The 25,775-nt window shown below is 66.6% G+C and carries 25 protein-coding genes and 1 pseudogene; 16 read left to right on the top strand and 10 right to left on the bottom strand.

Annotated elements, in window-relative coordinates:
- Nucleotides 1–50: 50 nt before the first annotated feature.
- Both C6A82_RS22420 and C6A82_RS22415 read right to left on the bottom strand, forming a co-directional pair.
- Complete coding sequence (locus C6A82_RS22420; RefSeq protein WP_105345131.1) at nt 51–674, bottom strand: maleylpyruvate isomerase N-terminal domain-containing protein; 624 nt, start codon at nt 672–674, stop codon at nt 51–53.
- 23 nt (nt 675–697) lie between these two features.
- Nucleotides 698–1,816, bottom strand: a complete 1,119-nt coding sequence (locus tag C6A82_RS22415) for a citrate synthase 2 (RefSeq protein WP_105345109.1) — start codon at nt 1,814–1,816, stop codon at nt 698–700.
- An 84-nt stretch (nt 1,817–1,900) separates the two neighbouring features.
- Between C6A82_RS22415 and pdxH the strand changes: the two genes are divergently transcribed.
- From pdxH to C6A82_RS22380, 7 genes and pseudogenes are all read left to right on the top strand, one after another.
- Nucleotides 1,901–2,563: a pyridoxamine 5'-phosphate oxidase gene (gene pdxH / locus C6A82_RS22410; protein WP_105345111.1), complete on the top strand. Its 663-nt coding sequence runs from the start codon at nt 1,901–1,903 to the stop codon at nt 2,561–2,563.
- 70 nt (nt 2,564–2,633) lie between these two features.
- A pseudogene (locus tag C6A82_RS22405) lies at nt 2,634–2,989 on the top strand (MFS transporter); the annotation flags it as partial.
- A 67-nt stretch (nt 2,990–3,056) separates the two neighbouring features.
- On the top strand, nt 3,057–3,707 hold the full coding sequence (locus C6A82_RS22400) for a TetR family transcriptional regulator (RefSeq protein WP_105345113.1): 651 nt from the start codon (nt 3,057–3,059) through the stop codon (nt 3,705–3,707).
- 92 nt (nt 3,708–3,799) lie between these two features.
- Nucleotides 3,800–5,095, top strand: coding sequence for a citrate synthase (locus C6A82_RS22395; protein ID WP_105345133.1), 1,296 nt, complete (start codon nt 3,800–3,802; stop codon nt 5,093–5,095).
- A 143-nt stretch (nt 5,096–5,238) separates the two neighbouring features.
- A complete protein-coding gene (locus C6A82_RS22390; protein WP_105345115.1) occupies nt 5,239–6,693 on the top strand; it encodes an MFS transporter in 1,455 nt (484 codons plus the stop codon).
- A 55-nt stretch (nt 6,694–6,748) separates the two neighbouring features.
- The gene (locus tag C6A82_RS22385) at nt 6,749–7,129 is read left to right on the top strand and encodes a MarR family winged helix-turn-helix transcriptional regulator (protein ID WP_233216917.1); all 381 of its coding nucleotides are present in this window, start codon (nt 6,749–6,751) and stop codon (nt 7,127–7,129) included.
- A gap of 25 nt (nt 7,130–7,154) precedes the next feature.
- The gene (locus tag C6A82_RS22380; RefSeq protein WP_105345118.1) at nt 7,155–10,280 is read left to right on the top strand and encodes an AAA family ATPase; all 3,126 of its coding nucleotides are present in this window, start codon (nt 7,155–7,157) and stop codon (nt 10,278–10,280) included.
- Here C6A82_RS22380 and C6A82_RS22375 read toward each other — a convergent pair.
- Both C6A82_RS22375 and C6A82_RS22370 read right to left on the bottom strand, forming a co-directional pair.
- Complete coding sequence (locus tag C6A82_RS22375; protein ID WP_105345135.1) at nt 10,277–11,836, bottom strand: NAD(P)/FAD-dependent oxidoreductase; 1,560 nt, start codon at nt 11,834–11,836, stop codon at nt 10,277–10,279. The two genes, C6A82_RS22380 and C6A82_RS22375, sit on opposite strands and share 4 nt — an antisense overlap.
- Complete coding sequence (locus C6A82_RS22370; protein ID WP_105345120.1) at nt 11,836–12,084, bottom strand: DUF2630 family protein; 249 nt, start codon at nt 12,082–12,084, stop codon at nt 11,836–11,838. Before C6A82_RS22370 ends, C6A82_RS22375 begins: the two co-directional genes overlap by 1 nt.
- 62 nt (nt 12,085–12,146) lie before the next feature.
- Here C6A82_RS22370 and C6A82_RS22365 point away from each other — a divergent pair, with 62 nt between their 5' ends.
- Genes C6A82_RS22365 through C6A82_RS22350 form a run of 4 tightly spaced genes read left to right on the top strand, consistent with a single transcriptional unit; the run spans nt 12,147 to nt 13,410 of the window.
- Nucleotides 12,147–12,509 carry an FKBP-type peptidyl-prolyl cis-trans isomerase gene (locus C6A82_RS22365; protein WP_105345122.1) on the top strand — a complete coding sequence of 121 codons (363 nt, stop codon included), beginning with the start codon at nt 12,147–12,149 and terminating at the stop codon, nt 12,507–12,509.
- A gap of 16 nt (nt 12,510–12,525) precedes the next feature.
- Nucleotides 12,526–13,101 carry a hypothetical protein gene (locus C6A82_RS22360; protein ID WP_105345124.1) on the top strand — a complete coding sequence of 192 codons (576 nt, stop codon included), beginning with the start codon at nt 12,526–12,528 and terminating at the stop codon, nt 13,099–13,101.
- A gap of 40 nt (nt 13,102–13,141) precedes the next feature.
- Entirely contained in the window at nt 13,142–13,282 is a 141-nt protein-coding gene (locus tag C6A82_RS22355; RefSeq protein WP_199193766.1) for a hypothetical protein, read from the top strand.
- Nucleotides 13,282–13,410 carry a hypothetical protein gene (locus tag C6A82_RS22350; protein WP_255419235.1) on the top strand — a complete coding sequence of 43 codons (129 nt, stop codon included), beginning with the start codon at nt 13,282–13,284 and terminating at the stop codon, nt 13,408–13,410. The genes C6A82_RS22355 and C6A82_RS22350 overlap by 1 nt, the downstream gene beginning before the upstream one ends.
- Nucleotide 13,411: 1 nt before the next feature.
- Here the strand turns inward: C6A82_RS22350 and C6A82_RS22345 are convergent, their stop codons facing one another.
- The 4 genes from C6A82_RS22345 to C6A82_RS22330 all read right to left on the bottom strand — a co-directional run bounded on the left by C6A82_RS22345 (nt 13,412) and on the right by C6A82_RS22330 (nt 16,141).
- The gene (locus tag C6A82_RS22345; protein ID WP_105345125.1) at nt 13,412–14,752 is read right to left on the bottom strand and encodes a HAMP domain-containing sensor histidine kinase; all 1,341 of its coding nucleotides are present in this window, start codon (nt 14,750–14,752) and stop codon (nt 13,412–13,414) included.
- A 4-nt stretch (nt 14,753–14,756) separates the two neighbouring features.
- The gene (locus tag C6A82_RS22340; protein ID WP_105345126.1) at nt 14,757–15,458 is read right to left on the bottom strand and encodes a response regulator transcription factor; all 702 of its coding nucleotides are present in this window, start codon (nt 15,456–15,458) and stop codon (nt 14,757–14,759) included.
- 110 nt (nt 15,459–15,568) lie between these two features.
- A complete protein-coding gene (locus C6A82_RS22335; RefSeq protein WP_105345129.1) occupies nt 15,569–15,853 on the bottom strand; it encodes a hypothetical protein in 285 nt (94 codons plus the stop codon).
- 3 nt (nt 15,854–15,856) lie between these two features.
- Nucleotides 15,857–16,141 carry a hypothetical protein gene (locus C6A82_RS22330; RefSeq protein WP_311101476.1) on the bottom strand — a complete coding sequence of 95 codons (285 nt, stop codon included), beginning with the start codon at nt 16,139–16,141 and terminating at the stop codon, nt 15,857–15,859.
- Between the two features lie 60 nt (nt 16,142–16,201).
- On the opposite strand from C6A82_RS22330, the gene C6A82_RS22325 reads away from it, so the two are divergent.
- The 4 genes from C6A82_RS22325 to C6A82_RS22310 are packed head-to-tail and all read left to right on the top strand — an operon-like array spanning nt 16,202 to nt 22,515.
- Complete coding sequence (locus tag C6A82_RS22325) at nt 16,202–16,690, top strand: hypothetical protein (protein WP_105342874.1); 489 nt, start codon at nt 16,202–16,204, stop codon at nt 16,688–16,690.
- Between the two features lie 60 nt (nt 16,691–16,750).
- Nucleotides 16,751–18,652, top strand: coding sequence for an ABC transporter ATP-binding protein (locus C6A82_RS22320; RefSeq protein ID WP_105342867.1), 1,902 nt, complete (start codon nt 16,751–16,753; stop codon nt 18,650–18,652).
- Between the two features lie 48 nt (nt 18,653–18,700).
- On the top strand, nt 18,701–20,644 hold the full coding sequence (locus C6A82_RS22315) for an ABC transporter ATP-binding protein (protein ID WP_105342872.1): 1,944 nt from the start codon (nt 18,701–18,703) through the stop codon (nt 20,642–20,644).
- Nucleotides 20,641–22,515 carry an ABC transporter ATP-binding protein gene (locus tag C6A82_RS22310; RefSeq protein WP_105342865.1) on the top strand — a complete coding sequence of 625 codons (1,875 nt, stop codon included), beginning with the start codon at nt 20,641–20,643 and terminating at the stop codon, nt 22,513–22,515. Before C6A82_RS22315 ends, C6A82_RS22310 begins: the two co-directional genes overlap by 4 nt.
- 81 nt (nt 22,516–22,596) lie before the next feature.
- Here the strand turns inward: C6A82_RS22310 and C6A82_RS22305 are convergent, their stop codons facing one another.
- Together C6A82_RS22305 and C6A82_RS22300 are read right to left on the bottom strand one after the other, a co-directional pair.
- The gene (locus tag C6A82_RS22305) at nt 22,597–23,967 is read right to left on the bottom strand and encodes an NAD(P)/FAD-dependent oxidoreductase (protein WP_199193638.1); all 1,371 of its coding nucleotides are present in this window, start codon (nt 23,965–23,967) and stop codon (nt 22,597–22,599) included.
- Nucleotides 23,968–23,997: 30 nt separating this feature from the next.
- Nucleotides 23,998–25,146 carry an FAD-dependent oxidoreductase gene (locus C6A82_RS22300; RefSeq protein ID WP_105342869.1) on the bottom strand — a complete coding sequence of 383 codons (1,149 nt, stop codon included), beginning with the start codon at nt 25,144–25,146 and terminating at the stop codon, nt 23,998–24,000.
- An 87-nt stretch (nt 25,147–25,233) separates the two neighbouring features.
- Between C6A82_RS22300 and C6A82_RS22295 the strand changes: the two genes are divergently transcribed.
- On the top strand, nt 25,234–25,773 hold the full coding sequence (locus C6A82_RS22295; protein ID WP_105342864.1) for a TetR/AcrR family transcriptional regulator: 540 nt from the start codon (nt 25,234–25,236) through the stop codon (nt 25,771–25,773).
- Nucleotides 25,774–25,775 lie beyond the last annotated feature (2 nt).

Genomic DNA, 25,775 nt, shown 5'->3' with positions numbered 1-25,775 from the left:
TTCAGGGGTGGTCAGAATTATCGACCGTCCCTGGCGCAGAAACTCATCGGTCAGACGACGGTGAACGACGGTGGCAGGGTCTCGCGGCCCGTCAGCGACATCAGCAGCGTGTCGCCGCGACCCGTCGCGACGCCGATCTTGGCGGCCAGCACAGTCGCCTCTTCCAGCACGTCCGTAGGCAGTTCGAAGGAAAGCCCGGCCGCCCGAGCGATGTCGAGCCCGTGCACCGCCAGCTCGAACGTCCGCGTCGGCAGATAGGTGTGCAGCCGGATGCCGAGGCCGCCGATGACCTCGATGAGCGGCTCGCCCGCGGCCGCGAGCTCGGACATCACCCGCTCGATCAGGCCGTCGATGGTGCCGACGGGGTCGGCGCCGAGGTCGCGGCCCGCCTGCCGACCACGCTCGGTGATGGCCTCGGCGCCTGCCTTGGTCGCGTAGTCGGCGATCTGCACGTAGTACGCCTGCGGCGTCGTGACGTCCTCCCGGTCGGCTTGGGTGTGCAGATAGGTGCTCACGGTGATCAGCGAGCGCGACGCGTGCCCGACCAGTGCACGCAGATCCCAGTCGCCGAGTCCCGGCCCGTCCCAAGCGGTGTCGGGGATGCGGCGAACCAGGCCCGCGAAGGATCGCGCCGCCGACTCGAACGTGGTGTCCGCCGTGGACGTGAGGAGCATTGGAGGTTCCGCCGCCACCGGAATCACCCCTTGGTGATCTCGCTCCAGCCCTCGACCGTCTCGGGGCTGCGCGGGCCGGGGCCCACGTAGACGGCCGACGGGCGAACGAGCTTTCCGAGCGCCTTCTGTTCCATGATGTGCGCGCACCAACCGGCGGTGCGGCCGCAGGTGAACATCGCGGGCATCATGTTCGTCGGCACCTCCGCGAAGTCCAGGATGACCGCGGCCCAGAACTCGACGTTGGTTTCGATGGCGCGGTCGGGGCGACGCTCGCGCAGCTCGGCGAGCGCGGCTTGCTCCAGTGCGGCGGCGACCTCGAAGCGCGGCGCCCCGAGTCGCTCGGCCGTCGCCCGCAACACCCGCGCACGCGGATCCTCCGCGCGATAGACGCGGTGGCCGAAGCCCATCAATTTCTCTTTGCGGTCAAGCACCCCGCGCACCACCGCGGCGGCGTCGCCGGTTTGCTCGGCCTCTTCGATCATCGGGAGCACGCGCGCGGGCGCGCCGCCGTGCAGCGGTCCGCTCATCGCGCCGATCGCACCCGACAGCGCCGCGGCCACGTCGGCACCCGTCGACGCGATGACCCTGGCGGTGAAGGTGGAGGCGTTCATCCCGTGCTCGGCGGCCGACACCCAGTAAGCGTCGATCGCCTCGATGTGCCTCGGGTCAGGCTCGCCTTGCCAGCGAGTCATGAAACGCTCTGTGACGGTGATGCATTCGTCGATCTTGCGCTGCGGAACGGCGGGGTGGTAGATGCCGCGCGCGGACTGTGCGACGTAGGACAGCGCCATCACCGACGCGCGGGCCAACTGCTCCCTGGCGGTGGCGTCGTCGATGTCCAGCAGCGGCTTGTAGCCCCAGATCGGCGCCAGCATCGGCAAGCCCGCCTGCACGTCAACACGCACATCGCCGCTGTGGATCGGCAAGGGGAACGGTTCGGCGGGCGGCAGACCGTGGCCGAATCGCCCGTCGACGAGCAGGCCCCACACGTCCCCGAAGGTGACCCGGCGATCGACCAGATCCTCGATGTCGACGCCGCGGTAGCGCAGCGAACCGCCGTCCTTGTCGGGCTCGGCGATCTCGGTGGTGAAGGCCACCACGCCTTCCAGGCCAGGTACGAAATCCTCAGGCACCGCAGTCATGCGCTGATTCTCGCACCAGCCTGGCCTGCCCTTGCTACCGGTCGGTAACACGTCGCCGAACTGCTGGGGCGTAGCGTTGGCGCGGTGGCTACCGAGGACAACGAACGCTTGGCCGCAATGCGCGTCGAGTACGGCTCGGTCGAGAAGGACGGCAGTCCCGACCTCGACGCCGACTGGCTCGCCGACGGGTGGGTTGCGCTGCTGCGCAAGTGGTTAGCCGACGCCGAGGACGCAGGCGTGGCCGAACCCAACGCCATGGTGGTCGGCACGGTCGATGCGGTTGGAAGGCCGGTTACCCGCACGGTCCTGTGCAAGAGCGTGGACGACACCGGGATCACCTTCTTCACCAACTACGACTCCGCCAAAGGCGAGGACATCGCGTCGACGCCCTATGTGTCGGCGACGTTCCCCTGGTTTCTGCTCGGCAGACAGGTGCACGTCCGTGGCCCGGTGACCAAGGTGTCCGCCGACGTGACAGAGGACTATTGGCGACACCGCCCGCGCGGATCACAGCTGGGCGCCTGGGCTTCGCAGCAGTCCCGCCCGATCGCTTCACGGGCAGCGCTGCTGAGCCAATTGGCTGATGTCACGCAACGTTTCGCTGATCTCGACGAGGTTCCGGTGCCGCCGAATTGGGGCGGCTATCTCGTTGCTCCGGAGGTCGTCGAATTCTGGCAGGGTCGGGAAAACCGAGTGCACAACAGGATCCGAATCACAGGGGGTAACGTCGAGCGGCTTCAGCCGTAGTGGCGGGGTTCTTCGCAGACATCACCCCGCTGCGAACGCCGGACTTCCGACGGCTGTTCGCCCCGGGCTGATGTTGTGGATTGCCCTGTCGTTCTTGGCGATTGGCGGCGCCGCTGACATGGTGTCGTCGGCGTTTCGCAACACGATTCTGCAAGAAGCGGCGACCGACGACGTCCGCGGTCGGCTACAGGGGGTATTCACGGTCGTGGTCGCGGGAGGCCCCCGGGTGCCCGATGCGGTGCACGCGCGGCAGCGGCAGCCGTCGGCACCACGATCGCTGCCGCGGGCGGCGGCGCGCTCGTGCTGGCGGGTGTGGTGATCGCGGCACTTCTGGCGCCCGTGTTCGTGCGATACAGGGTCAGCAGGCCGAATGTCGGCGAACCGGACGCGGTCAGCGAACACGCGCCGAATGACGACAAACTCTGATCCGCGGCAGATTACGATCGCCGACACTTTCCTTGGCAAAGATAAGCGGTCGGGTTAGCATCCTGAAATGCCTGCGGACTCGGGGGATTCGGCGGCTCCCGGTTTGCGCGAGCGTAAAAAACAGCGAACCCGAGCCACACTCATCGACGCCGCCATCGAGCTATGCGAGCGCCAGGGTTTCGAGCAGACCACCGTCGAGCAGATCGCGGCCATCGCCGACGTGTCGCCGCGCACCTTCAGCCGCTACTTCGCCACCAAGGAAGCGGTGTATCTGGCGTTGGCCGACGATGCCATCGATGTGGCCGCCGTCGAGTTGTCCCGGCTGCCGGAGGACATGAACCACCTGGACGCGTTGTACCGGGCGTGGGTGACGATGTACCGCAACACCAAGAGCGCGGGCATCGGCGAACTGAATGCGCCGCGGCTGCTGTGCACGCTGCGGATCATCACATCGTCGTCGACGCTTCGGCAGGCGGTGATGGAGTTCCGGCCACATGCGGTCAACGTCGAAATGGCCCGGCGAATGGGCGTGGGCTTCACCGATCGTCGACTGCAACTGGTGGCCGACGTGTGGGCGGCGATCAGCATGACCGCGCTCGCCGACCTCCGCAGGGAGACCGGATGGCATGGCGTAGACATCGACGACGCCGTCGACCGGATCGACGCCACGTTCGCCCAGTTCACGGGCCTGATCGACGGCGTCGTCCAGCTGGTGTGAACCCCTGCGCACCCCGCGCGGGCGCGATTGCCACAATGGGACTACCTTTTGAAGAACAGACGTCGGGTCGTGGCGAGACGAAGGGATTCTCCGTGGCAGAAAAAGACGAGCACGCCACCATCTCGTACCCCGGTGGCGAGCTCGACCTCGATATCGTCAAGGCCACTGAGGGCTCTGACGGCTTCGGCCTGGGCTCGCTGCTGGCGAAGACCGGCTACACCACGTTCGACGAGGGCTTCGTCAACACCGCGTCCACCAAGAGCGCCATCACCTATATCGACGGCGACGCAGGCATCCTGCGCTACCGGGGCATCCCGATCGAGCAGCTGGCCGAGAAATCGAACTTCATCGAAGTCAGCTACCTGCTGATCTACGGCGAGTTGCCGACGAAGGAGCAGCTGGACAGATTCACCGGCCAGATCCAGCGGCACACGCTGCTGCACGAGGATCTCAAGCGGTTCTTCGACGGCTTCCCGCGCAACGCGCATCCGATGCCGGTGGTGTCCAGCGCGGTGAACGCGTTGAGCGCGTACTACCAGGACTCGCTCGACCCGTTCAACCAAGAGGAAGTCGAGCTGTCCACGATCCGGCTGCTGGCCAAGCTGCCGACCATCGCGGCGTATGCGTACAAGAAGTCGGTCGGGCAGCCGTTCCTGTACCCGGACAACTCGCTGACGCTGGTCGAGAACTTCCTGCGGATGACGTTCGGGTTCCCCGCCGAGCCCTATGAGGTGGACCCGGAAGTCGTTCGCGCGCTTGACCTGCTGCTGATCCTGCACGCCGATCACGAGCAGAACTGCTCGACGTCGACGGTGCGGCTGGTCGGCTCGTCGCAGGCCAACCTGTTCACCTCTATCTCGGGTGGCATCAACGCCCTGTGGGGCCCGCTGCACGGCGGCGCCAACCAGGCCGTCCTGGAGATGCTGGAGAAGATCCGTCAGGCCGACGGCGACGTGCACGACTTCGTCAAGAGGGTCAAGAACAAGGAAGACAAGGTCAAGCTGATGGGCTTCGGCCATCGGGTCTACAAGAACTACGACCCGCGGGCACGGATCGTCAAGGAGCAGGCCGACAAGATCCTGGGCAAGCTCGGCGGCGACGACGAACTGCTGGACATCGCCAAGGCGCTGGAGGAGGTCGCGCTGACCGACGACTTCTTCATCGAGCGCAAGCTGTACCCGAACGTCGACTTCTACACCGGCGTGATCTACCGCGCGATGGGCTTCCCCACCCGGATGTTCACCGTGTTGTTCTCCGTGGGCAGGTTGCCGGGCTGGATCGCGCACTGGCGGGAGATGCACGAGGAGGGCAGCGGGAAGATCGGCCGTCCACGCCAGATCTACACCGGCTACACCGAGCGCGACTACACCGCGCTCGACAGCCGCTGACCGCTACTCCTTACGCCGAAACCAACGTTCGGGCGAATTTCCTCGAGTAGAACGCGCCATTTCGTCGTCCTCGGCGACCGGTTGAGAGGCATTTCACTACCGCGTGCCTTGCGCGCGAATAGTTGTAGTTTCACAATAGTTGTGTGAATGAAACTATCGTCCGGTCACTGAGCGCTCGGCGCAAGGCCATCATCCTGGTTTCCTGCTGTCTGAGCCTGCTGATCGTGTCGATGGACGCGACCATCGTGAACGTCGCCATTCCGAGCATCCGCGACGACCTCAACGCGTCGGCCTCGCAGATTCAATGGGTCATCGACGTGTACACGCTGGTCCTAGCCTCGCTGCTGCTGCTCTCCGGTGCGGCGGGGGACCGGTTCGGCAGGCGCCGCACATTCCAGATCGGCCTGACGGTGTTCGCCGTCGCGTCGTTGATGTGCAGCCTCGCGCCGAACATCGAGATGCTGATCGGCGCCCGCTTCCTGCAGGCCATCGGTGGTTCGATGATGAATCCCGTCGCGATGTCGATCATCACCCAGGTGTTCCGCGGGCGGGTGGAACGCGCCCGCGCGATCGGGGTATGGGGCGGGGTCGTCGGCATATCGATGGCGCTCGGTCCGATCGTCGGCGGTGCGCTCATCCAGTACGTCGACTGGCGCGCCGTGTTCTGGATCAACCTGCCGATCTGCGCCGTCGCCATCCTGCTGACCGCCATTTTCGTGCCGGAGTCGAAGTCGGCGACGATGCGCGACGTCGACCCGGTCGGGCAGGCACTCGGGATGGCGTTCCTGTTCGGAGTCGTGTTCGTGCTCATCGAGGGCCCGGGCATGGGATGGTCGAACGTGCGGACAATCGCCGTGGCGGTGCTCGCCGCGGTCGCCTTCATCGCATTCCTGCGCTACGAGTCTCGACGCCATGACCCGTTCATCGACCTCCGGTTCTTCCGGAGCATCCCATTCGCCTCGGCGACGATGATCGCCGTGTGCGCCTTCGCCGCCTGGGGTGCGTTCCTCTTCATGATGTCGCTGTACCTGCAGGGCCAGCGTGGGTTCTCGGCCATGCACACCGGTCTGATCTATCTGCCCGTTGCCGTTGGCGCCCTGATTTTTTCGCCGCTGTCGGGCCGGTTGGTCGGTCGATTCGGCAGCAGGCCGTCACTGATCGTCGCGGGCACCCTGATCACGGCGGCGACCGTGATGCTGACCCGGCTGACCGCGACCACGGCGGTGTGGCAACTGCTGGTGATCTTCGCCGTGTTCGGCATCGGCTTCTCGATGGTGAACGCACCGATCACCACGGCGGCGGTCAGCGGTATGCCGACCGATCGCGCGGGCGCAGCCTCTGCAGTGGCGTCGACGAGCCGACAGGTCGGCGTCAGTCTCGGTGTGGCGCTCTGCGGTTCGGTCGCCGGCTCCGCGCTGGCGGGGACGGGTGCCGACTTCGCCGCCGCGGCCAGACCGCTGTGGTTCATCTGCGCAGGGCTCGGTGTGGTGATCTTCGCGCTCGGCCTGTTCTCGACCTCACCGCGGGCGACGCGCTCGGCTGAGCGGCTCGCACCACTGATCGATGCATCGCAATGGGAGGGTGTGCGTGTCCGGTAAGGCTCTTCGCACACGCGGAGCGGAGAATGCTCTGGCAGACGATGTGTGGCGCGCGATGGCATCGCTGGTGATCGACAATCACGACAGCTGGAAGCGCGCGGTTGTCGAGCGGACCGGCCTGCCGTTCAGCCGGGTTCGCATCCTCAGCAGGTTGGCCAAGCAGCCGATGTCGGTCAAACAGATCGCGCAGGCGGCGACCGTCGATGCACCGGCGGCCACCGTCGCGGTCAACGATCTGGAGCGTCGCGGGCTCGTCGTCCGCGAAACCGATCCCGCCAACCGGCGGTGCAAGGTGGTGTCGTTGACCGACGCGGGACGTGACATGGTGCAGACGATCAATTCGACCGACGACCCCGCGCCGGCTGTCCTTGCGGGTCTCGACGCGGCCGAGTTGGGCAAGCTGAAGGCCATCCTGGCCAAGCTCTCCGGCGCATAGCCCACGCGCCATATCCTGTTTGGCAGTGGCCACGTCGTGCGGTGCATGCGGCGCCGGACTGAGGGACGGCGCCCGGTTCTGCGACGCCTGCGGCACACCCGTCGCCGCGGAAAGCAGGGCCGAGTACAAGCAGGTCACTGTCCTGTTCGCCGACGTCGTGCGGTCGATGGACATCGCGGCCGCCGTCGGCGCCGAGCGGTTGCGCGAGATCATGGGTGAGGTGTTTCGCCGATCGTCGGTGATCGTGCAGCGCTACGGCGGCACGGTCGACAAGTTCACCGGCGACGGAATCATGGCCGTATTCGGCGCACCGATCGCACTCGAGGACCACGCCGTACGTGCATGTCGCGCCGCCCTCGACATCCACGCGGATGTCGCGCCGTTGGCAGAGGACGTCGAATCCCGGGACAAGACAACGCTGAGACTGCGGATCGGGCTGAACTCCGGCGAGGTGATCACCGGCGAGATCGGCGCCGGGCCGACGACATACACCGCCATCGGCGAACAGGTCGGGATGGCCCAGCGCATGGAGTCGGTGGCGCCGCCGGGCGGTGTCATGGTGAGTGAGTCGACGGCACGTCTGGTCGACACCGTCGCGATGCTCGGCGAGATCGAACAGGTGAGCATCAAAGGGGCGGCGAATCCAGTTCCTGCGCAACGTCTCCAGGGCATGGCCAGCGGACCGCGGCCGGACAGGCTGGAGCCGACGTTTGTCGGGCGGCAATGGGAGATGAGCGCGCTCAACGGTGTCCTGGAACGGTCGATCAACGGCAACGGCAGCATCGTCGGACTGGTCGGACCACCGGGAATCGGTAAGAGCCGCATCGTGAGTGAGGTCACCGCGCGGGCGAAGGCCGCAGGCGCGGAGGTGTTCGCAACCTACTGCGAGTCGCACACCACGGAGGTGGCTTTCCAGGCCGCCGCGAGCCTACTGCGTTCGACGATCGGCACCGACGGGTTGGCGGACGCGGACGCCCGGCAGCAGGTGCGGGCACGCTTCGCCGACGCCAACGAGGAAGATCTGCTACTGCTGAACGATCTGCTCGGCATCGGTGATCCCGAGGACCCGTTGCCGCAGATCGATCCCGACGCCCGTCGACGACGGGTCGCCGCGGTGGTCAAGGCCGCCGCCCTGGCGCGCAGGACACCGGTCGTCTACGTCATCGAGGACGTCCATTGGATCGACGGAATCAGTGAGTCGATGCTCGCCGAGTTCCTCACGGTGGTGCCGCAGACGCCGTCGTTGGCTCTGGTCACCTACCGCCCGGAATACCACGGCGCATTGGCCCGTGCGCCGCGGTCGCAGACCATTGCTCTTGAACCGCTGGATGATTCGCAGATGCGTGCGCTGGGTGCAGAACTGCTGGGGGAGGACAGGTCGGTCGCCGAGCTGACCGATCTGGTCGCCGAGCGCGCGGCGGGCAACCCGTTCTTCGCCGAGGAGATCGTGCGAGACCTCAGCGAGCGCGACGTGTTGCTCGGGGGTCGCGGCTGCTACCTGTGCGCCGAGCCGCTCGGCGAGATCCACGTGCCGCGAACGCTTCAAGCCGTGATCGCCGCGCGCATCGATCGCCTCGATGCAGCCGCGAAGCGCACTCTCAACGCGGCTTCGGTGATCGGGTCGCGGTTCACGCCGCAGATGCTCGAGTCGTTGGATGTCGACGCCGCCCTCGATGAACTGGTGGCCGCCGAGCTCGTCGACCAGGCGGCATTCGATCCTGGCCCCGAGTACTCGTTTCGTCATCCTCTCGTTCGCGCGGTCGCCTACGAGTCGCAGCTCAAATCCGACCGCGCACAACTGCATGGCCGTGTCGCCCGAGCGATCGAGCATACCGACCAGAACGCCGCACTGATCGCCGAGCATCTTTACGCTGCAGGCGATCTCGCTGCTGCCTATGACTGGCATATGCGGGCAGGCGCGTGGTCGGCCAAACGCGACATCGCCGCGGCGCAGCTCAGCTGGGAGCGAGCGATCGAGGTGGCCGACGCGCTGCCGCACGATGTGCCGAACCGAATGGCTGTGCAGATCGCGCCACGCACGCTGCTATGCGGAAACATGTGGAAGCGGTTTCACCCCGACATCTCGCCACGTTTCGAGGAGTTGCGCGACCTGTGTACGGAGGCCGACGACAAGGCGTCGCTGGCGGTGGGGATGGCGGGCATGACCATCGAGCATGTGCTGCACGGACGCGTCCGGGACGCGTCAGCGTTGGCGTCGGAGACGATGGCTTTGGTGGAGTCGATCGCAGATCCCGGCTTGACGATCGCGCTGTCGTTCGCCGCCGTTGTGGCGAAGCACGAGACGGGCGAGACCGCAGAATCCCTGCGGTGGACCCAGAACGTCATCGACTTGACCGCAGCCGACTTCGAACAGGGCAGGCTCATCTTCGAATCGCCGCGCGCGACGGCGCTGGCGTGGCGAGGTGTGGCCAGGTTCCGTGCGGGTATGCCCGGCTTCCGCGAGGACTTCGACGAGGCGATGTCCATTGCGGAGAAGTCCGATACGTTCTCGCAGGCAGCCATCCTCACTTACAAGTATGCGGGGATACCGCGCGGGGTATATCTGGCCGACAGCAAGGTCCTGGGTGAGATCGAGTCCGCTTTGAAGCGAGTCGAGCGCTCAATGGACGACATCACGATGATCATGCTCCGGCTCACGTTCGGGATAGCCTTGATACACAGCGGCGCGGATCCCAAGCGCGGTTACGACGAATTCCGAGCCCTGCGCGAAATCTGCATCGAACAATGTTTCGCGATGAACATGCTTCCGGTGTTCGATGCCTACCTCGCCCTCGAACGGGCGCAGCAGGGCGACACTGACTTCGCGATGCAGCAGTGGCGCAACCTCTTCGAGGATATGGAGCGGACCGGCCAACTCAGCAACATCGACATTCCGCTCATCTTCATGGCAGGACAATTGCTGTGCCGCGGAGATTATGACGAAGCGGACCGGGTGATCGACCGGCTCTTGTTGATCGGCACGAAGCATCAGTGGCGCTCACGAGAAATCTCCGGGCTACAGCTACGCATCTTGGTGGCCGAAGCGCGAGGTGAGCACGATGCCTACCGCGAGTTACGCGACCGTTACCGCGCCATGTCGAACGAACTCGGCTTCGAGGGGCACATGAAGTGGGCCGCAGAAATGCGCTAGCTTTCCAGCACCGCCATCGCGGCGCTGTGACCGCCGAGGCCGGATACCCCACCGCCGCGCCGGGAACCAGCACCGCACAACAAGATCCGGTCGTGTGCCGTCGCCACGCCCCAGCGTCGCGCCGGCGTGTCCAGTGGTTCGTCGTTCTCGGCGAACGGCCAGCTCAATGCGCCGTGGAAGATGTTGCCTGCGCTCATGCCCAGCGTCCACTCCAGGTCCAGCGTGGTTTTCGCCTCGATGCACAGCCTGCCGGAGGCGTCTTCCATCAACACGTCTTGAATCGGTTCGGCCAGAACAGAATTGAGCGAGTGCAGAACCGCTGACGTCAGGTCCTCCCGTAACCGGTCGGGATCCGCACCTTTCGTGAGCGTGTGCGGTGCGTGGAGGCCGAACACCGTCAGCGTCTGTGCGCCCGACTTCTGGAGTTCGTCGGACAGGATGGACGGGTCACTCAGGGAGTGGCAGTAGATTTCGCACGGCAGCGGGTCGGGGATCGCGCCGCCCGCCGCTCGCCGGTATGCGGTGTCGAGTTGACTGTAGTTCTCGTTGATGTGGAAGGTTCCGCCGAAAGCCTGCTCCGCCGTGACAGTTTCGTCGCGCAACCGTGGTAGCCGCTTCAACAGCAGGTTCACCTTCACCTGGGCTCCCGGTGCCACCGTTGGCACCTGGTCGCCGACAAGCGCCGCCAGCACCGTGGGCGTCACGCCGGACAGGATGTGCTCGGCGCGGATACGGCGCTCCTGACCGTCGAGCGTGTAGGACACCTCGCCACCCGGGTCGATCGCGTCAACCTCTGCGTTGGTGATGATTTCGGCGCCGAAGCCGGTCGCTGCAGCGGCGAGGGCTCCGCTCACCGCACCCATGCCGCCGATCGGCACGTCCCAGTCACCGGTGCCATCTCCCAGCAGGTGATACAGGAAGCAGATGTTCTGCCGCAGCGACGGCTCGTCGACGGCGGCGAACGTGCCGATCAGCGCATCGGTCGCCATCACGCCGCGGACGAGGTCGCTGTCGACCGCTTCTGTGATCGCGTGCGCGATCGGTTGGCAGATCAGCGCCTGCCACACGTCCTCGGCTTCCCGGTCGCCGCCCGTGAGCACAAGCTTGTGCGCATCGTCTCGGGATTTCAGCGGCGCCGTCATCGTCGGCCACAGCCGGGTGGTGACGATTTTGGCGCGCCGGTAGAACGCGGCGAACGCCTCCGCGTCGCCTTCTGCGTCGACGGCGCCGAAGGTCGAGACCGGGCCGATGAGCAGGCCCGTCTCGCCGCCGTTCTCCGGATCCGGCGTGTACGACGAGTATCGCCTTCGGGCCAGCCGCACCCGCACGCCGAGGTCGTCGATGATGCGCTTCGGAAGCAGGCTGACCAGGTATGAATATCGCGACAGGCGAGCGTCGATGCCCTCGAAGGCGTGTGCCGACACCGCCGCGCCGCCGACATGGTCGAGGCGCTCCAGCAGCCGCACACGGCGCCCGGCGCGGGCCAGATAGGCGGCGGCGACCAGTGCATTGTGGCCGCCGCCCACTATGACGACATCGGTGTTTTGATCAGTGATCAATTCAGGTAGCCCTCGACCTCGTCGGGCGGGCGCACCTGCGCTTCGCGTGGGTCGCCCCCGGTCTCGCGCAACGCGCGGCGCTGTCGAAGCAGGTCCCAGCACTGGTCCAACTGCACCTCGAGGTCGCGCAGGCGGGCGTGCTCCTCTTCCGCGCTGATCTCTTTCCGCTGCAGACGGGCTCGCAGTTCCCGTTCTTCGTCGACGAGTTCGTGGATGCGGGCCAGTGGATTGTCTTCAGATGCCATCGCACCAGTGTGCCCGTTATGGGTCAGGACTCACCTGAGATTGGGGCGTAACGTAACCGACCGTGGCGACTAAACCCGAGGTTGAATTTCCCGACGGCCCCGCACCGACGGGGCTGGTCATCGATGACGTGGTGGTCGGCGATGGCGCCGAGGCGGTGCCCGGCGGAACGGTGACTGTGCACTACGTCGGCGTCGAGTACGACACCGGCGAGGAGTTCGACAGCTCCTGGAATCGCGGCGAGTCCATCGAGTTCCCGCTGCGCGGTCTCATCGCGGGCTGGCAGGACGGGATCCCCGGTATGCGTGTGGGCGGTCGTCGGCGACTCGTTATCCCGCCCGAACAGGCCTACGGGCCTGCGGGCGGCGGGCACCGATTGTCGGGTAAGACATTGATTTTCGTCATCGACCTGCTGGACGTTCGCTGATCGATCGGGGAGGCCCATGCAGGATCGCTTCTACCGACGCCCGCCGGGAGCGGCCTGGCTAGTGGCGTTGCTGGCAATCCCGCTGCTGCTGGCCGCGATCGGGTGGGCGCTGCAAAGACCGCCGGACACGGATTTCGATGCCGCCACGCCGGGGGTGAACCCTTCGGCAACGTTGACGGCACCCGGCAACAACAACGAAGAGACCACCGCATCGAATGCGACCGCGCCGGAGATGAATTTCGCGCCGCTGTCCATTGCGCAGACGGGCGAAGGCTTCACGCTCGGTGGCGAGCTTCCAAACCAGGAAGCCAAGGCGTCGTTGTCCGAGAGTCTCAGGTTGGCCTTCGGTTCCGGCATAGAAGTAACCGACAACACCAGCGTCAAGCCAGGCGTCAACGCACCGGATTTCGCCACCCTCGGGTCGATCCTGGGAGCCGCCGTCGGCGTCGCCGACTTCAGGTTCGATCTCAAGGGTGACACGGTCACGCTCACCGGCAAGGCGCCGACCGATGATGCGAAGACGGAGGTCCAGTCAGCAGTGACGGCGGCTTGGCCGAAGATGAGGGTCCTCAACAACATTCAGGTGAAGTAGGTGGCATCCTTGATCCCGCAGCCAGGTGAGGAGATTTGACATGGATTTCGTCATCCAGTGGTTGTGGTACCTCGCGGCTTTCGCGGCCGGTTCGCTGGCCGCGTGGCTGATCGCCGTTGTCGCGACCAAGACGACGACCGGCAAGCGATCTGTCGCCGGAGAAGATGAGTCTGCACCGTGATGCACGACGTCAATTGGTGGTTGATGGCCGTGGCGTTCGTCCTCGGCCTTGTCCTGACGCTGTTCTCGATGATCGACAGGTCGCGGAGCGGAGGGCCACCCGAGCGGCCACCTGACGACGCCCAGTAGCCTAACGCGGCCCCGGCAGGCGCAGAAGCAATCGCGCGCCGCCAAGCGGGCTGGCCTGCAATGACGCAGTGCCGCCGTGTAATTCGGCCTGCTGGGCTACCAGCGCCAAGCCAAGACCCGAGCCCGACACCGATGCCGTGGAGCCCCTGGAGAAGCGCTCGAACACGATGTCGCGCTCCTCTTCGGGGATACCGACGCCGTCGTCGTCGATGGCGATCTCCACTCCTGCGCGGGAGCTCACCGCCGACAGCTGCACCCTGGTGGCTCCGCCATGTTTGACCGCATTGGCGATCGCGTTGTCCACCGCCAGGCGCAGGCCCGCGGGCAGGCCGACGATGATGATGGTAGGCGCGGGCACCAGCGACACGTCGAGTTCGGGATAGACGCGCATCGCGTCGTGCGCGGCCCGGTCGAGCAGCTCGGTGATGTCGACCGGTACGTGATCGTCAGACGTCGAGAGTTCGCCCTGGGCAAGGCGTTCCAGTGCACCAAGGGTCTCCTCGACGCGGGACTGCGTCCTGATGACGTCGTTGATGACCTCTTTGCGTTGCTCGTCGGGCAGGTCCAGCGTGGAGAGCACCTCGAGGTTCGTTCGCATGGCGGTCAGTGGAGTGCGCAGCTCGTGCGCTGACACCGCCGAGAAATCACGCGCCGACGCCAGCGCCGCCTTCGTGCGGTCCTGTTCGGTCCAGATGCGTTGCAGCATGCCCTTGATCGCCTCGGCGATCTCGACGGCTTCGGTGGCGCCGCGCACCTCGACATCGGGGGCCGCGTCGCCAGCGTCGATCTGGCGGGTCTGCTGGGCGAGGTGCTTCAGCGGCCGCACCGCGAAAGCGGCAAGCAGCCAGCCCGCGAATGTCGCGGCCCCGATCGCGAACGAGCAGATGATCAGGACGCGGCGATGCAGGTTGTTGGTGTCGGCGATGGTGGCGTCGTAAGTGGCGCCGACGGCCACCGACATCGGCTCGGGCACCCGGATCTCGACGGTGCGAACCCGGTAGCGCACGCCGTTGACGTCGGTGTCCGCGTAGCCTGCGGGCAGCTGCGGCAGCACGACGTCGGCGTTCGACGTCACCTGGTCGCCCTTGCGGACGGTGATGACGGCGTCCTGGTCGTTGGGTGACTTCGGGATGTTGTCGAGGCCGCGGGGGAGGAACGGAATCGCGAACCCGGCCGCCTCGTCCAGTCTGCGGTCGAGGCGCTCCTTGCGGTCGTTGGTGATGCCGACCCACACCACGGTGCCGACGATGCCGACGACGATCGCCGCGGCGATCGCTGTCGCGAACGCGACGCGGGTGCGCAGCGACGGGGTCCGGCGAAGGAACCGCGACAGCGGGGCCATGGAACTACTGCTGCCTCAGCACAAACCCCACGCCGCGGACGGTGTGCAGTAGCCGAGGTGCGCCACCCGCCTCCAGCTTGCGGCGCAGGTAGCCGATGAATACGTCGACCACGTTGGTGTCGGCGGCGAAGTCGTAGCCCCACACCAGCTCCAGCAACTGAGCGCGCGACAGCACCGCGGTCTTGTGCTCGGCCAGCACGGCCAGCAGATCGAACTCCCGTTTGGTCAGGTCTACGTCGACGCCGTTCACGCGGGCGCGGCGACCCGGAATGTCGACCTCGAGCGGACCGACGGAGATGGTCTCCGACGAGAACGTGGCGGTCGCGCCCCTGCGGCGCAGCAGGGCCTTGACCCGGGCCACGAGTTCCTGCAGCACGAACGGTTTGACCAGGTAGTCGTCGGCACCCGCCTCGAGTCCGGCGACCCGGTCGTCGACCGAGCTGCGCGCCGACAGCACGCACACCGGCACATCGTTGTCCATCGCCCTGAGCGCCGTGACGACGCTGACCCCGTCGAGAACAGGCATGTTGATGTCCAGCACGATGGCGTCCGGACGGGTCTCGGTGGCACTACGCAGCGCTTCTGCCCCGTCCCTTGCCGTCGAGACGTCGAATCCGGACAGCCGCAGACCGCGCTCCAGGGATGCGAGTACGTCGTCGTCGTCATCGACAACGAGCACCCGAGGTGAAACGGCAGAACTGTCCATGCCGCCATCTTGCCTGATCGACCACTGCGAATGGGATAGGCGCGGGACGTCGGTGCTATCACCTTCGCGGCGGTCTCATCACTGGCGTGTCACAGCGCCGTCTGGGGGCGCTAGCCGCCACCGCCGCAGCCGCCTCCACACCCTCCGCCGCAGCCACCCCCGCTACAGCCATCACCGGCGGAGTCGCCGCGGGATCCACCGCAGCCTGCACCGGAGAAGCCACCCGTCGCGCCCCATGCCGCTGCGCCCGCCGAGCCGATTCCCGCCGCACCGTATTTGCCGCTATCCCAATCGCGCTGACGCTTACGGTCATGACGCCTGTTGATCAAGAAACCGAACACGAGGATCAGCGTGATGGTTGCCACCACCGCGAGTACCGGCACGATTGCGTCCATCAGTTAGCTCCCGCCGCCGCCGCAGCCCCCGCCGCCGCCGCAGCCCCCGCCACCGGCGCTGCAGCCGCCGCCCCCACCGCAGCCGCCGCCGTCGCCGCCTGCTTCGCCTCCGCCGCCGGGACCGTCGACGCCGTCACCGGCCGTCTCTTCGGGCTGCACGAAGGACATTGGGCCTGCGCCGTCGGGCCCAATGGCGATAGTTCCGGCGCTCCAAACTGCACCGTCGCGGTATCGCCGCGACCAAAACTCCCTGCGGCTCTTCGGCTTGCGAGCGAACCTGGCGTTCATGGACAAATGCTAGGACTGTTTGCCGCAACGGAATAGAGTATGGGCATACGTCACCGCCGCATGAATTCATTTGATCGGGCGAACGCCGAGGTCGCAGCGCTCGATCTACCTCAAGCTGTCTACAAGACATGCCCTTGGGAACCGCGCGAACTGGTCGAAGCAGGTTTGCGGCAGTGGTTGCGCTGCTGCGCGGCAGCACTACGCGACAAACAGGTGATCGGGATGCCGTCGCATGCCGTCGACGAGGCTTGGCACGGATTCATTCTCTGCACCGCACGGTATTCCGCGTTCTGCGACAGGGCATACGGACGATTCCTGCATCACCACCCCGAGGGCGGCGCCCAGGAGAACACCGCCGCGACCGCCGATCCGATGCACGAACAGCTTCGCCGGACGGTTATCGCATGGTCGATGGTCGCCGAACCCGGCGAACAGTGCGTGCTGTGGGACCTCGACGAGCACGTGGGTGTCGACGAGCCGTGGGGCATCGATCCGGCGAGGGTCGCCGGCATCGAGGCCGACCTCGCGCGGATCAGCCAGCGGGTTTAGCGCTCCGACCTGTCGGGAAGTCGTTGACCTCATCCATTGTTGAGGTTTTACGGTGAATCTATGAGCTTTGAGACGGTAGCCCGGCAGTCGCTGTACCGGCAGACGCATGGCAAGGGCGGTGACCTACGGTCGCTGGTCGACCGCACACTGCTGACCAGGATCTGGCGCTTCGCCGCCCGGCACCATCGCAAGCTGGGCATCTTCGTCGGGGTCAGCGTGGTCAGCGCAGTGCTTGGACTGGCCACGCCACTGCTGGCCGGCCGGGTCGTCGACGAGATCGGCAGGGGTGCCATCGGCGTGGTGGTGATGCTGGCCGTGGTGATCGCGGCCGTCGCCCTCGCCGAGGCGGGTGTCTCGCTGGTGACGCGGTGGCTGTCCTCGACGATCGGCGAAGGCCTGATCCTCGATCTGCGCACCGCGGTCTTCGACCACGTCCAGAAGATGCCGATCGCGTTCTTCACGCGGACCCGCACCGGCGCGCTGGTCAGCAGGCTCGGCAACGACGTGATGGGCGCGCAACGCGCCTTCTCCGACACGTTCTCCGGCGTCATCACCAACGTGGTGACACTCACGCTGACGCTGGTGGTGATGCTGCGGATCTCGTGGCAGGTCACCCTGCTCTCGCTGCTTCTGATGCCGCTGTTCCTCTTGCCCGCCCGCTGGATCGGGCGGACCATGGCGCGGCTGTCCCGAGAGGCCGCGGTGCACAACGCGACGATGAACACCCAGATGACCGAACGCTTTTCGGCGCCGGGCGCGACGCTGGTGAAACTCTTCGGCAGTCCCACCACCGAGTCGCGCGAGTTCGAGGTGCGTGCCGACCGCGTCCGCGACATCGGCGTGCGCACCGCGATGCTGCAGTCGGTGTTCATGAACTCGCTGACGCTGATGTCGGCGCTCGCGCTGGCCCTGGTGTACGGGCTCGGCGGCGTGCTGGCCATCGGCGGGCACCTGCAGACGGGGGCGATCGTCGCCCTGGCGCTCCTCCTGACCCGGCTGTACTCGCCGCTGACCGCCCTGGCCAACGCGCACGTCGAGATCGCCAGCGCGCTGGTCAGCTTCGAGCGTGTCTTCGAGGTACTCGATCTGGAGCCGCTGATCCAGGAGAAGCCCGCCGCAACGCCGGTGGCCGACGGGCCGGTGTCGGTGGAGTTCGACGACGTCCGGTTCTCCTACCCGTCGGCCGACAAGGTGTCGCTGGCGTCGCTCGAAGAGGTCGCGGTGCTCAGCGATACCGACATCCGCGGGGGAGAGGAAGTGCTGCACGGCATCTCGTTCACCGCACAGCCGGGCGAAATGATCGCGCTGGTCGGTTCCTCTGGAGCGGGCAAGTCGACGATCGCGTCGCTGCTGGCCCGGCTCTACGACGTCGACTCCGGTGCCGTCCGGCTCAACGGGGCCGACGTCCGTGATGTCTCGTTCGCGTCGCTGAAGGAGACCGTGGGCATGGTGACCCAGGACGGCCACCTGTTCCACGAGACGATCGCGTCGAACCTGCGGCTGGCCGCACCCGACGCGACGGACGAGGAGCTGTGGCAGGCGCTCGAGCGCGCCCGGCTGGCCGACGTCATCGCCCAGATGCCCGACGGCCTCGACACCGTGGTGGGGGAGCGCGGCTACCGGCTCTCCGGCGGTCAGCGCCAGCGGCTGACGATCGCCCGGCTGCTGCTCGGCCGGTCCAGGGTGGTGGTGCTCGACGAGGCCACCGCATCGCTGGATTCGGCGTCGGAGGCCGCCGTTTCGCAAGCCCTCGGCGAGGCTCTCGCCGGTCGGACCTCGATCGTGATCGCCCACCGGCTGTCCACCGTGTGTGCGGCCGACACCATCCTGGTCGTCGAGGACGGCCGTATCGTGGAACGCGGCAACCACGACCAGCTGCTCTCACTCGAGGGCCGCTACGCCGAGCTGTATGAGACCCAGTTCGGCAAGCAGGCAGCGGCGGAAGATGTCGTCGCCGCGTGAGACCCTGGAAGCAACCGATATTGATTTGCCGCTTTGGCGATAATTGGAATTACTTTGACTGAACCGAACCTGGATACGCTGCGCGCGGCGTCCGCAGTGGCGCCGCCACCGGCTCGCAAGCGCACCAGCTCGGACCTCTGGCGGCTGCTGCCGTATCTGATGCCGTATCGGGTGCGCTGGATCGCGATGATCTCCGTGGCGCTGCTGAGCCTCGTCGCCACCGTGGCGATCCCGCTGATGACCAAGGCCGTCATCGACGGGCCGGTGCGCCATCAGGATCAGCGCGGTCTGTGGCTGCTCGGCAGCGCCGCGATGGGCATCGGCATCTCCGAGGCGGTGCTGTGGTTCATCCGCCGTTGGCTGGTGGCCCGCGGCACGATGGGGGTCGAGGCCGACATCCGCAAGGACCTCTACGCCCGACTGCAGATTCTGCCGATGTCCTTCCACGGACGCTGGCAGTCGGGCCAGCTGCTGTCGCGAATCATGAACGACCTGAGCACGATTCGCCGCTTCATGTCCTTCGGCATGGTCTTCCTGCTTCTCAACGTCATCCAGATCACCGTCGTAACGGCCATCCTGCTGGCCATGTACTGGCCGCTCGGCGTCGTCGTGCTGGTGTCGATCGCGCCGATCGCGGCGACGGTGCTGCACTTCCAGAAGGAGTACACCCGGCTGTCGCGGCTGGCGCAGGACCAGTCCGGTCACGTCGCCACGCACGTCGAGGAATCGGCGCTCGGCCTTCGGGTGGTGAAGTCGTTCGGCCGCGAGGAGTACGTCTACGACCGGTTCGACGACCAGCTCAACAACCTCTACGACACGCAGGTCAGGCGAGTGTCGGTGTCCGCGAAGTTCTGGACGCTGCTGGAGATCATCCCGAACCTGACGCTGATCGTGGTGCTGGGCCTGGGGGCTTACGCTGCGGGCCACAATTACGTGACGATGGGCACGCTTGTCGCGTTCATCACGATGATGCTGTCGCTCGTCTGGCCCATCGCGTCGCTTGGCTTCCTGCTGTCGATGACCCAGGAGTCGTTCACCGCGGCGAACCGCATCGCCGAGATCTTCGACGCGCCACTCGAGATCGAGGACGGCGCACGGGATCAGGCATCGGGCAAAGGCCGGTTGGAGCTGGTCGACGTGGGCTTCCGGTTCCCCGACGGCGAGCCGGACCAATGGGCGCTGCGGCACGTCAACGTCACCGTCGAACCCGGCGAGACGCTGGCCCTCATCGGCGCCACCGGATCGGGCAAGTCGGTGCTCGCGAGCCTGCTGTCACGGCTCTACGACGTGACCGAGGGGGCCATCCGCATCGACGGCACGGACATCCGCGATCTGTCGCTGCCCGCGCTGCGCCAGACCGTCGCGACCGCGTTCGAGGACCCGACGCTGTTCTCCATGTCGGTCGCCGAGAACCTGCGCCTCGGCCGCCCGCGTGCGACCGAGGACGAGATGGCCCGAGCCATCGAAGTGGCGGCAGCAGAGTTCGTCTACGACCTGCCGTTCGGCCTCGACACCCGGATCGGCGAACAGGGCATGAGCCTGTCCGGCGGTCAGCGGCAACGGCTTTCGCTGGCCCGCGCGATCCTGTCGGCGCCGAAGATCCTCGTGCTCGACGACACCCTCTCCGCTCTCGACGTCCACACCGAGGCGGTCGTCGAGAAGGCGCTGCGACGCGTGCTGCACGCGGTGACGGGCATCGTCGTGGCGAACCGCGCGTCGACGGTTTTGCTGGCCGACAAGGTGGCGCTGCTCGAAGACGGCACCATCACCCACGTCGGCACGCATTCGGAGCTTCTCGCGACGGTGCCTCAGTACCGGTACCTGCTTGCCGCCGACGACGAGCTCGACGACGGCGTCGAGCGTGCGTGCCCATGGGAGGACGACGAGAACCGCAGCAGGCTCGGCAAGGCCTATCAGGAGCACGAGGCCACCGACAGAGCGTGCGAGGCCCGCGACCGCGAGTTCGTCACGAGTGAGGCCGAGGGCCGATGACCGCCACTGACACCGCCCCGGTCGACGTCCCCGAGGATCCCGACGAGCAGCGCATCGAGCGCTGGCGTGGCCGGCTCGACGAGCAGCGCGACGACGACCTGCCGATCGACGAGGCGCTGCCCCGCAGGCGTGAAGCGCGTGCCTTGCTGTACTCGCTGCTGCGGCCGTACCGGTGGACGGTCGCGTTTCTCGCCGTCATCGTCGTGGTGGAAAACGCTGCGCGGCTTTCGGTCCCGCTACTTGTACAGCGCGGCATCGACCACGGCATCCCGCCGATCATCGACGGCGGGCCAGCCCACACGCTGATGGCGGTCGTCGGCGCGCTCTGCGTGGTCGTCGTCGTGCAGGCCTTCAGCCGGATGTTCTTCCTGCGCCGTTCGGGACGCATCGGCCAGAAGGTGCTGCTCGAGTTGCGGCGCCGGGTGTTCCGGCATTTCCAGCGCCTCGACATCGCCTTCCACGACCGCTACACCTCCGGTCGTGTCGTCAGCAGGTCGACCAACGACGTCGAAGCCATCCAGGACATGCTCGAAACGGGCTTCGACAGCCTGATCACCGCCGTTCTCACGCTGGCGGGTACGTCGATCCTCCTCATCGCACTCGACGTGCGCCTCGGGCTGATGTGCCTTGTGGCGTTCCCGATCCTCGTCCTGCTGGTGTGGTGGTTCCGCAACGAGTCGGCCAAGACGTATCGCCGGGTCCGTGAAAGCGCGGCCCTGGTGATCGTGCAGTTCGTCGAGACGATGACCGGCATCAAGGCTGTGCAGGCCTATCGCCGCGAACCGCGCAACCAGCAGATCTTCGAAGACATCGCCGACCGCTACCGCTCCGACAACGAGCGCACGTTCAAGTTGTTGGCGATCTTCATGCCGGGTGTGAAGCTGGTCGGCAACATCACCACCGCCGTGGTGCTGCTCTACGGCGGCTACCGGGTGCTGCACGGGCAGATGACGATCGGCACGCTCGCTGCGTTCCTGCTGTATCTGCGTATGTTCTTCGAGCCGATGCAGGAGATCTCGCAGTTCTTCAACACCTTTCAGTCGGCGGCTTCGGCGCTGGAGAAGCTGGCGGGCGTACTCGCCGAGCGTCCCGGTATCGAGGATCCCGAACATCCGGTGAGGCTGGACTCGGTGCGCGGCGACGTCGCTTTCCGCGACGTGCACTTCTCGTATGTGCCCGGGCGCGAGGTGCTGCCGGATCTGAACCTGACGGTCCCCGCCGGGCAGACCGTCGCACTCGTCGGCACCACCGGCGCGGGCAAGACGACCATCGCCAAGCTCATCGCGCGGTTCTACGATCCGACATCGGGTGCGGTGACGCTGGACGGCATCGACCTTCGTGAGCTGTCGCAGAGCGAGTTGCGCCGCCACGTCGTGATGGTCACCCAGGAGAACTTCATGTTCGACGGCACCGTCGCCGACAACATCCGGTTCGGGCGGCCTGACGCCACCGACGACGAGGTGCAGGGGGCGGCGGCCGCCGTCGGCGCGGACCGGTTCATCGAAAGCCTGCCGGAGAGATACGACACCGATGTGGCCAAGCGCGGCGGTCGGTTGTCAGCAGGGCAACGGCAGCTCGTCGCGTTCGCGCGGGCTTTCCTCGCCGACCCGGCCGTGCTGATCCTCGACGAGGCGACGTCGTCGCTGGACATCCCGAGCGAGCGCATGGTGCAGGGGGCGCTGGATACCGTGCTTGCCGACCGCACGGCCCTCGTCATCGCGCACCGGCTGTCGACGGTGGAGGTGGCCGATCGCGTGTTGGTCCTCGAGCACGGCCGCATCGTCGAAGACGGCCCGCCCGCCGAACTGATCCACCGCAGCGACGGCAGATACGCCGCGCTGCACCGGGCGTGGATCGAGTCGCTGGCCTGACGGCTCGCGCGCGAGACGGCAGTGGTGGCGAGGAAGTGCGAGTAGGCCTCGCCGTCAGCGCAGTCTCGATGCGCCTGGTGCCTACGCCAGCAGAGCTTCGAGCTTGTCGTTGGTCTTGCGCAGCTGCGCGCGCATCACCCCGATGATCTTCTCCCGTGCGCGCGGGCTGACCGACGCCGTCGAGTGGCTGAGAATGTTGAGCCTGGCCGAATCGAGCCATGCCATCATGTCGGGTTCGTCGAACCACCGGATTTGATTCTCGTTGTAGATCCGCATCATTCGCAGCCAATCCAGCGGAACCTCCGGATTGGGGATCGGCAGGCAGAGCGAGTTCTTGGCGCCGTTGTCGCCGTAGGTCGCCTCGACATGCCCGATCAACGCCGCGCTGAATACCGGCTGGCAGGTGCGCACCGTCTGCAGTGTGATGCGGTCGTCGTCGAATACCGCGGTCACGTCGCCGCGGCCCAAACCCACTGCGGTGCAGTCGATATGCAGCGCCGATGCGGCCACCGGCACAGTGCCGTCGTCGAGCACGACCCGGCCGGGCTCGATCGATTGCACGTGTCCCATCCGAACGACGTCGGTGATGCGGCGCAGTTGCTCGAGTTCGGCGAGCGACACGATCGCGCAGCGATACATCTCGGGTCGCACCGACTCGTCGATCCGCAGGAGCGACTCGGCATCGGCAAGCCGGGCGAACAGGTCGTCGATCGATTCGGCCTTCTCGACGGACTTCAGCTGGGCGGTGACGTCGGCGAGCACCTTCTTGGTGAACTGCGGCCCCGGCTGGACGTTGGCGCGGTTGAGCAGCCAGGAGTCGCGGGGCTTGATCCAGGAGAGCCGCTCGGGCGCGATGCCGTGCCGCAGCAGCCACAGGCAGGTGTCCATTGCGGTCTTGCCGGCCCCGACGATCACATAGCGATCGCGGGCCTTGTGGCGGGGCAGTTCGTTGGGCGGAATGCAGTCGACCCCGGCTGCCACGTCGTAGGGCGGGCGCCGCATCGACGGCACCGTGATCCCGACGAACGTCGAGTCGACGATTTTTCGGGCCGCCACGTCGACGTCGTCGCCGCCGAGGGTGCGGACGCGGCCGTCGCCGACGTACTCGCTCATCGGGAAGTACTTGACCTGGCCGGTCGGCAGCAGCTGCTGATGCATCACCGCGTCGAAGTAGGCGCACACCTCCGCGCCGCCTGCCAGCTCGTAGTAGCCCTTGTTCGGCCCGGTGCTGTCGATGGTGTCGCTGCCGAGCCGCCGCGAGTTCACGCCGTAGTAGGCGGAGGGCTGGTGCAGTCGCACGAAGGGATAGGCAGCGTTCCAGTGCCCGCCGGGGGAGTGGTTGCGGTCCACCATGACGACGCGCGCGTCGCTCTCGTTGACCAACGTGTCGACGAACGCCATCGCCGTGGCACCCGCCCCGATCACCAGATAGTCGGCTTCGATAGTCGCCAAACTGCTGCCTCCCGGAGGCGATGCTATCGGTCAGCGGTAGACGAGTCCGCTCAGCCGCATCGCCAGCGCCCGCTGGACGAAGGGGAACCGTCCTGCCAGGCCGATCGCGAGATTGCGGATCGGACGAGCCATGCGGGGCATCGTCGCCAGCCGGGTGAGCCGATCGGTCAATGAGACGACATCGCGGGCCATCGGGCGACGGGCCGCGCTGTAATCGTCGAGCAGTGACTGGGTGCCGCCGCCAAGGACAGCCGAAAGAGCCTCACTCAGCGCGACGGCGTCCTGGATGCCGAGGTTCATGCCCTGCCCACCCGCGGGACTGTGTACATGCGCGGCGTCGCCCGCGAGCAGCAGGCGTCCGGCCCGGTATGTGTCGGCGACGCGATGGTGGATGCCGAAGCGCGATCCCCAGACCACGTCCGCGACGACCATTCGTCCGGCGCCGAGGCCGCGTTCGTCGAGCAGTCGCTGGACGAACTCGACCGACGGATGCTCCGGCGCGTCGGCGACCGGCGCCACGACGCGGTAACTGCCGTCCGGCAGCGGCGCGACGACGGTCAACCCCGCGGTCGCCCAGAACAGAAGGACCTCGTCGGCGGGGACCTCGCCGGACAACAGGACATCCGCCAGCACGAAGGACTCCTCGTACCGGCCGCCCTCGAAGCCGATGCCGGCGTGTTCGCGCACCCCGCTGTGCATACCGTCGGCGCCAACCAGATAGCGCGCACGGATGACGTCGCCGTCGTCGAACGACGCCGTCACGCCGTCGGCGTCCTGCGCCAGAGACGTCAGCGTCTTGGGTCGGATGACGGTGCCGCCGAGTTCGACCAGACGGTCTCCCAGCAGCTTCTCGGTCGTCGATTGGGGCACCATCAGCGAGTAGGGATAAGCGGTCGGTAGCCCGCTGAAGTCGATCTCGATCAGAGTGTGCTGCCGATCGCGAATGGTGAACACGGGCGCCGGTATGCCTTCCTTGACCAGGCGACGCGCCACATCGAGGCCTTCGAGCACCTCAAGGGATCGCGCATTCACGACGGCTGCCCGCGAGGTGTTCGCGCCGGCGGCCTGCCGGTCCACGACGGTGGTCGCGATGCCCCGCGCAACCAGGGATGCGGCCAGCGTCAGACCTGTCGGACCCGCGCCTACTACCAGGACGTCGGTGTCATATGTGCTGTTCATCGTGGTCTCCTTTGCCAACACTTGTTGGCATAACTATGCGCTAGCCGGAGGGTGAAAGTCAACAGTTGTTGGCATACAGTTGTTGGCATGCGTAGATCCTCTACAGAGACCAAGGCGGTGATCCTGGCTGCGGCCAAGGAGCGGTTCGCCCAATCGGGCTTCGAACGCGCCACAATCCGCGCGATCGCCGCCGACGCCGACATCGACCCCTCGATGGTGATGCGGTACTTCGGCAGCAAGGATCAGCTGTTCGCCGCGGCAGCCGACTTCGACCTGCAGATTCCCGACCTCTCCGGGGTGGCCGACGCGGACGTCGGCGCGCGCATCGTCGACTACTTCATGGACCGCTGGGAACGCGACGAGGCGCTCGTCGTGCTGCTGCGATCAAGCACGTCCAACGACGTGGCCGCCCAGCGGATGCGCGAGATCTTCGCCGGGCAGCTGATCCCTGTGATCGCCGCCATCGATCCGGTGCGTCCCGAGCGCCGCGCCAGCCTGGTGGCGTCGCAGATGCTCGGCCTGGCGCTGTGTCGCTACGTGCTGCGGCTGCCGCCGATCGTGGCGATGTCACACGACGAGGTGGTGGGGTGGCTCGGACCCACGATTGCGCGGTACCTGTTCCAGTAGTG

Source organism: Mycobacterium sp. ITM-2016-00318 (assembly GCF_002968285.2).
GTDB lineage: Bacteria > Actinomycetota > Actinomycetes > Mycobacteriales > Mycobacteriaceae > Mycobacterium.
This window is presented reverse-complemented; position numbering and strand designations above follow the sequence as displayed.

What these genes read in the sequence shown, in the direction of transcription:
- C6A82_RS22420 (WP_105345131.1), bottom strand. Translation starts at nt 674, where the DNA reads ATGCTCCTCACGTCCACGGCGGACACCACGTTCGAGTCGGCGGCGCGA.
- C6A82_RS22415 (WP_105345109.1), bottom strand. Translation starts at nt 1,816, where the DNA reads ATGACTGCGGTGCCTGAGGATTTCGTACCTGGCCTGGAAGGCGTGGTG.
- C6A82_RS22400 (WP_105345113.1), top strand. Translation starts at nt 3,057, where the DNA reads ATGCCTGCGGACTCGGGGGATTCGGCGGCTCCCGGTTTGCGCGAGCGT.
- C6A82_RS22385 (WP_233216917.1), top strand. Translation starts at nt 6,749, where the DNA reads ATGGCATCGCTGGTGATCGACAATCACGACAGCTGGAAGCGCGCGGTT.
- C6A82_RS22370 (WP_105345120.1), bottom strand. Translation starts at nt 12,084, where the DNA reads ATGGCATCTGAAGACAATCCACTGGCCCGCATCCACGAACTCGTCGAC.
- C6A82_RS22360 (WP_105345124.1), top strand. Translation starts at nt 12,526, where the DNA reads ATGCAGGATCGCTTCTACCGACGCCCGCCGGGAGCGGCCTGGCTAGTG.
- C6A82_RS22355 (WP_199193766.1), top strand. Translation starts at nt 13,142, where the DNA reads ATGGATTTCGTCATCCAGTGGTTGTGGTACCTCGCGGCTTTCGCGGCC.
- C6A82_RS22350 (WP_255419235.1), top strand. Translation starts at nt 13,282, where the DNA reads ATGCACGACGTCAATTGGTGGTTGATGGCCGTGGCGTTCGTCCTCGGC.
- C6A82_RS22345 (WP_105345125.1), bottom strand. Translation starts at nt 14,752, where the DNA reads ATGGCCCCGCTGTCGCGGTTCCTTCGCCGGACCCCGTCGCTGCGCACC.
- C6A82_RS22340 (WP_105345126.1), bottom strand. Translation starts at nt 15,458, where the DNA reads ATGGACAGTTCTGCCGTTTCACCTCGGGTGCTCGTTGTCGATGACGAC.
- C6A82_RS22335 (WP_105345129.1), bottom strand. Translation starts at nt 15,853, where the DNA reads ATGGACGCAATCGTGCCGGTACTCGCGGTGGTGGCAACCATCACGCTG.
- C6A82_RS22330 (WP_311101476.1), bottom strand. Translation starts at nt 16,141, where the DNA reads ATGAACGCCAGGTTCGCTCGCAAGCCGAAGAGCCGCAGGGAGTTTTGG.
- C6A82_RS22325 (WP_105342874.1), top strand. Translation starts at nt 16,202, where the DNA reads ATGAATTCATTTGATCGGGCGAACGCCGAGGTCGCAGCGCTCGATCTA.
- C6A82_RS22320 (WP_105342867.1), top strand. Translation starts at nt 16,751, where the DNA reads ATGAGCTTTGAGACGGTAGCCCGGCAGTCGCTGTACCGGCAGACGCAT.
- C6A82_RS22310 (WP_105342865.1), top strand. Translation starts at nt 20,641, where the DNA reads ATGACCGCCACTGACACCGCCCCGGTCGACGTCCCCGAGGATCCCGAC.
- C6A82_RS22300 (WP_105342869.1), bottom strand. Translation starts at nt 25,146, where the DNA reads ATGAACAGCACATATGACACCGACGTCCTGGTAGTAGGCGCGGGTCCG.
- C6A82_RS22295 (WP_105342864.1), top strand. Translation starts at nt 25,234, where the DNA reads ATGCGTAGATCCTCTACAGAGACCAAGGCGGTGATCCTGGCTGCGGCC.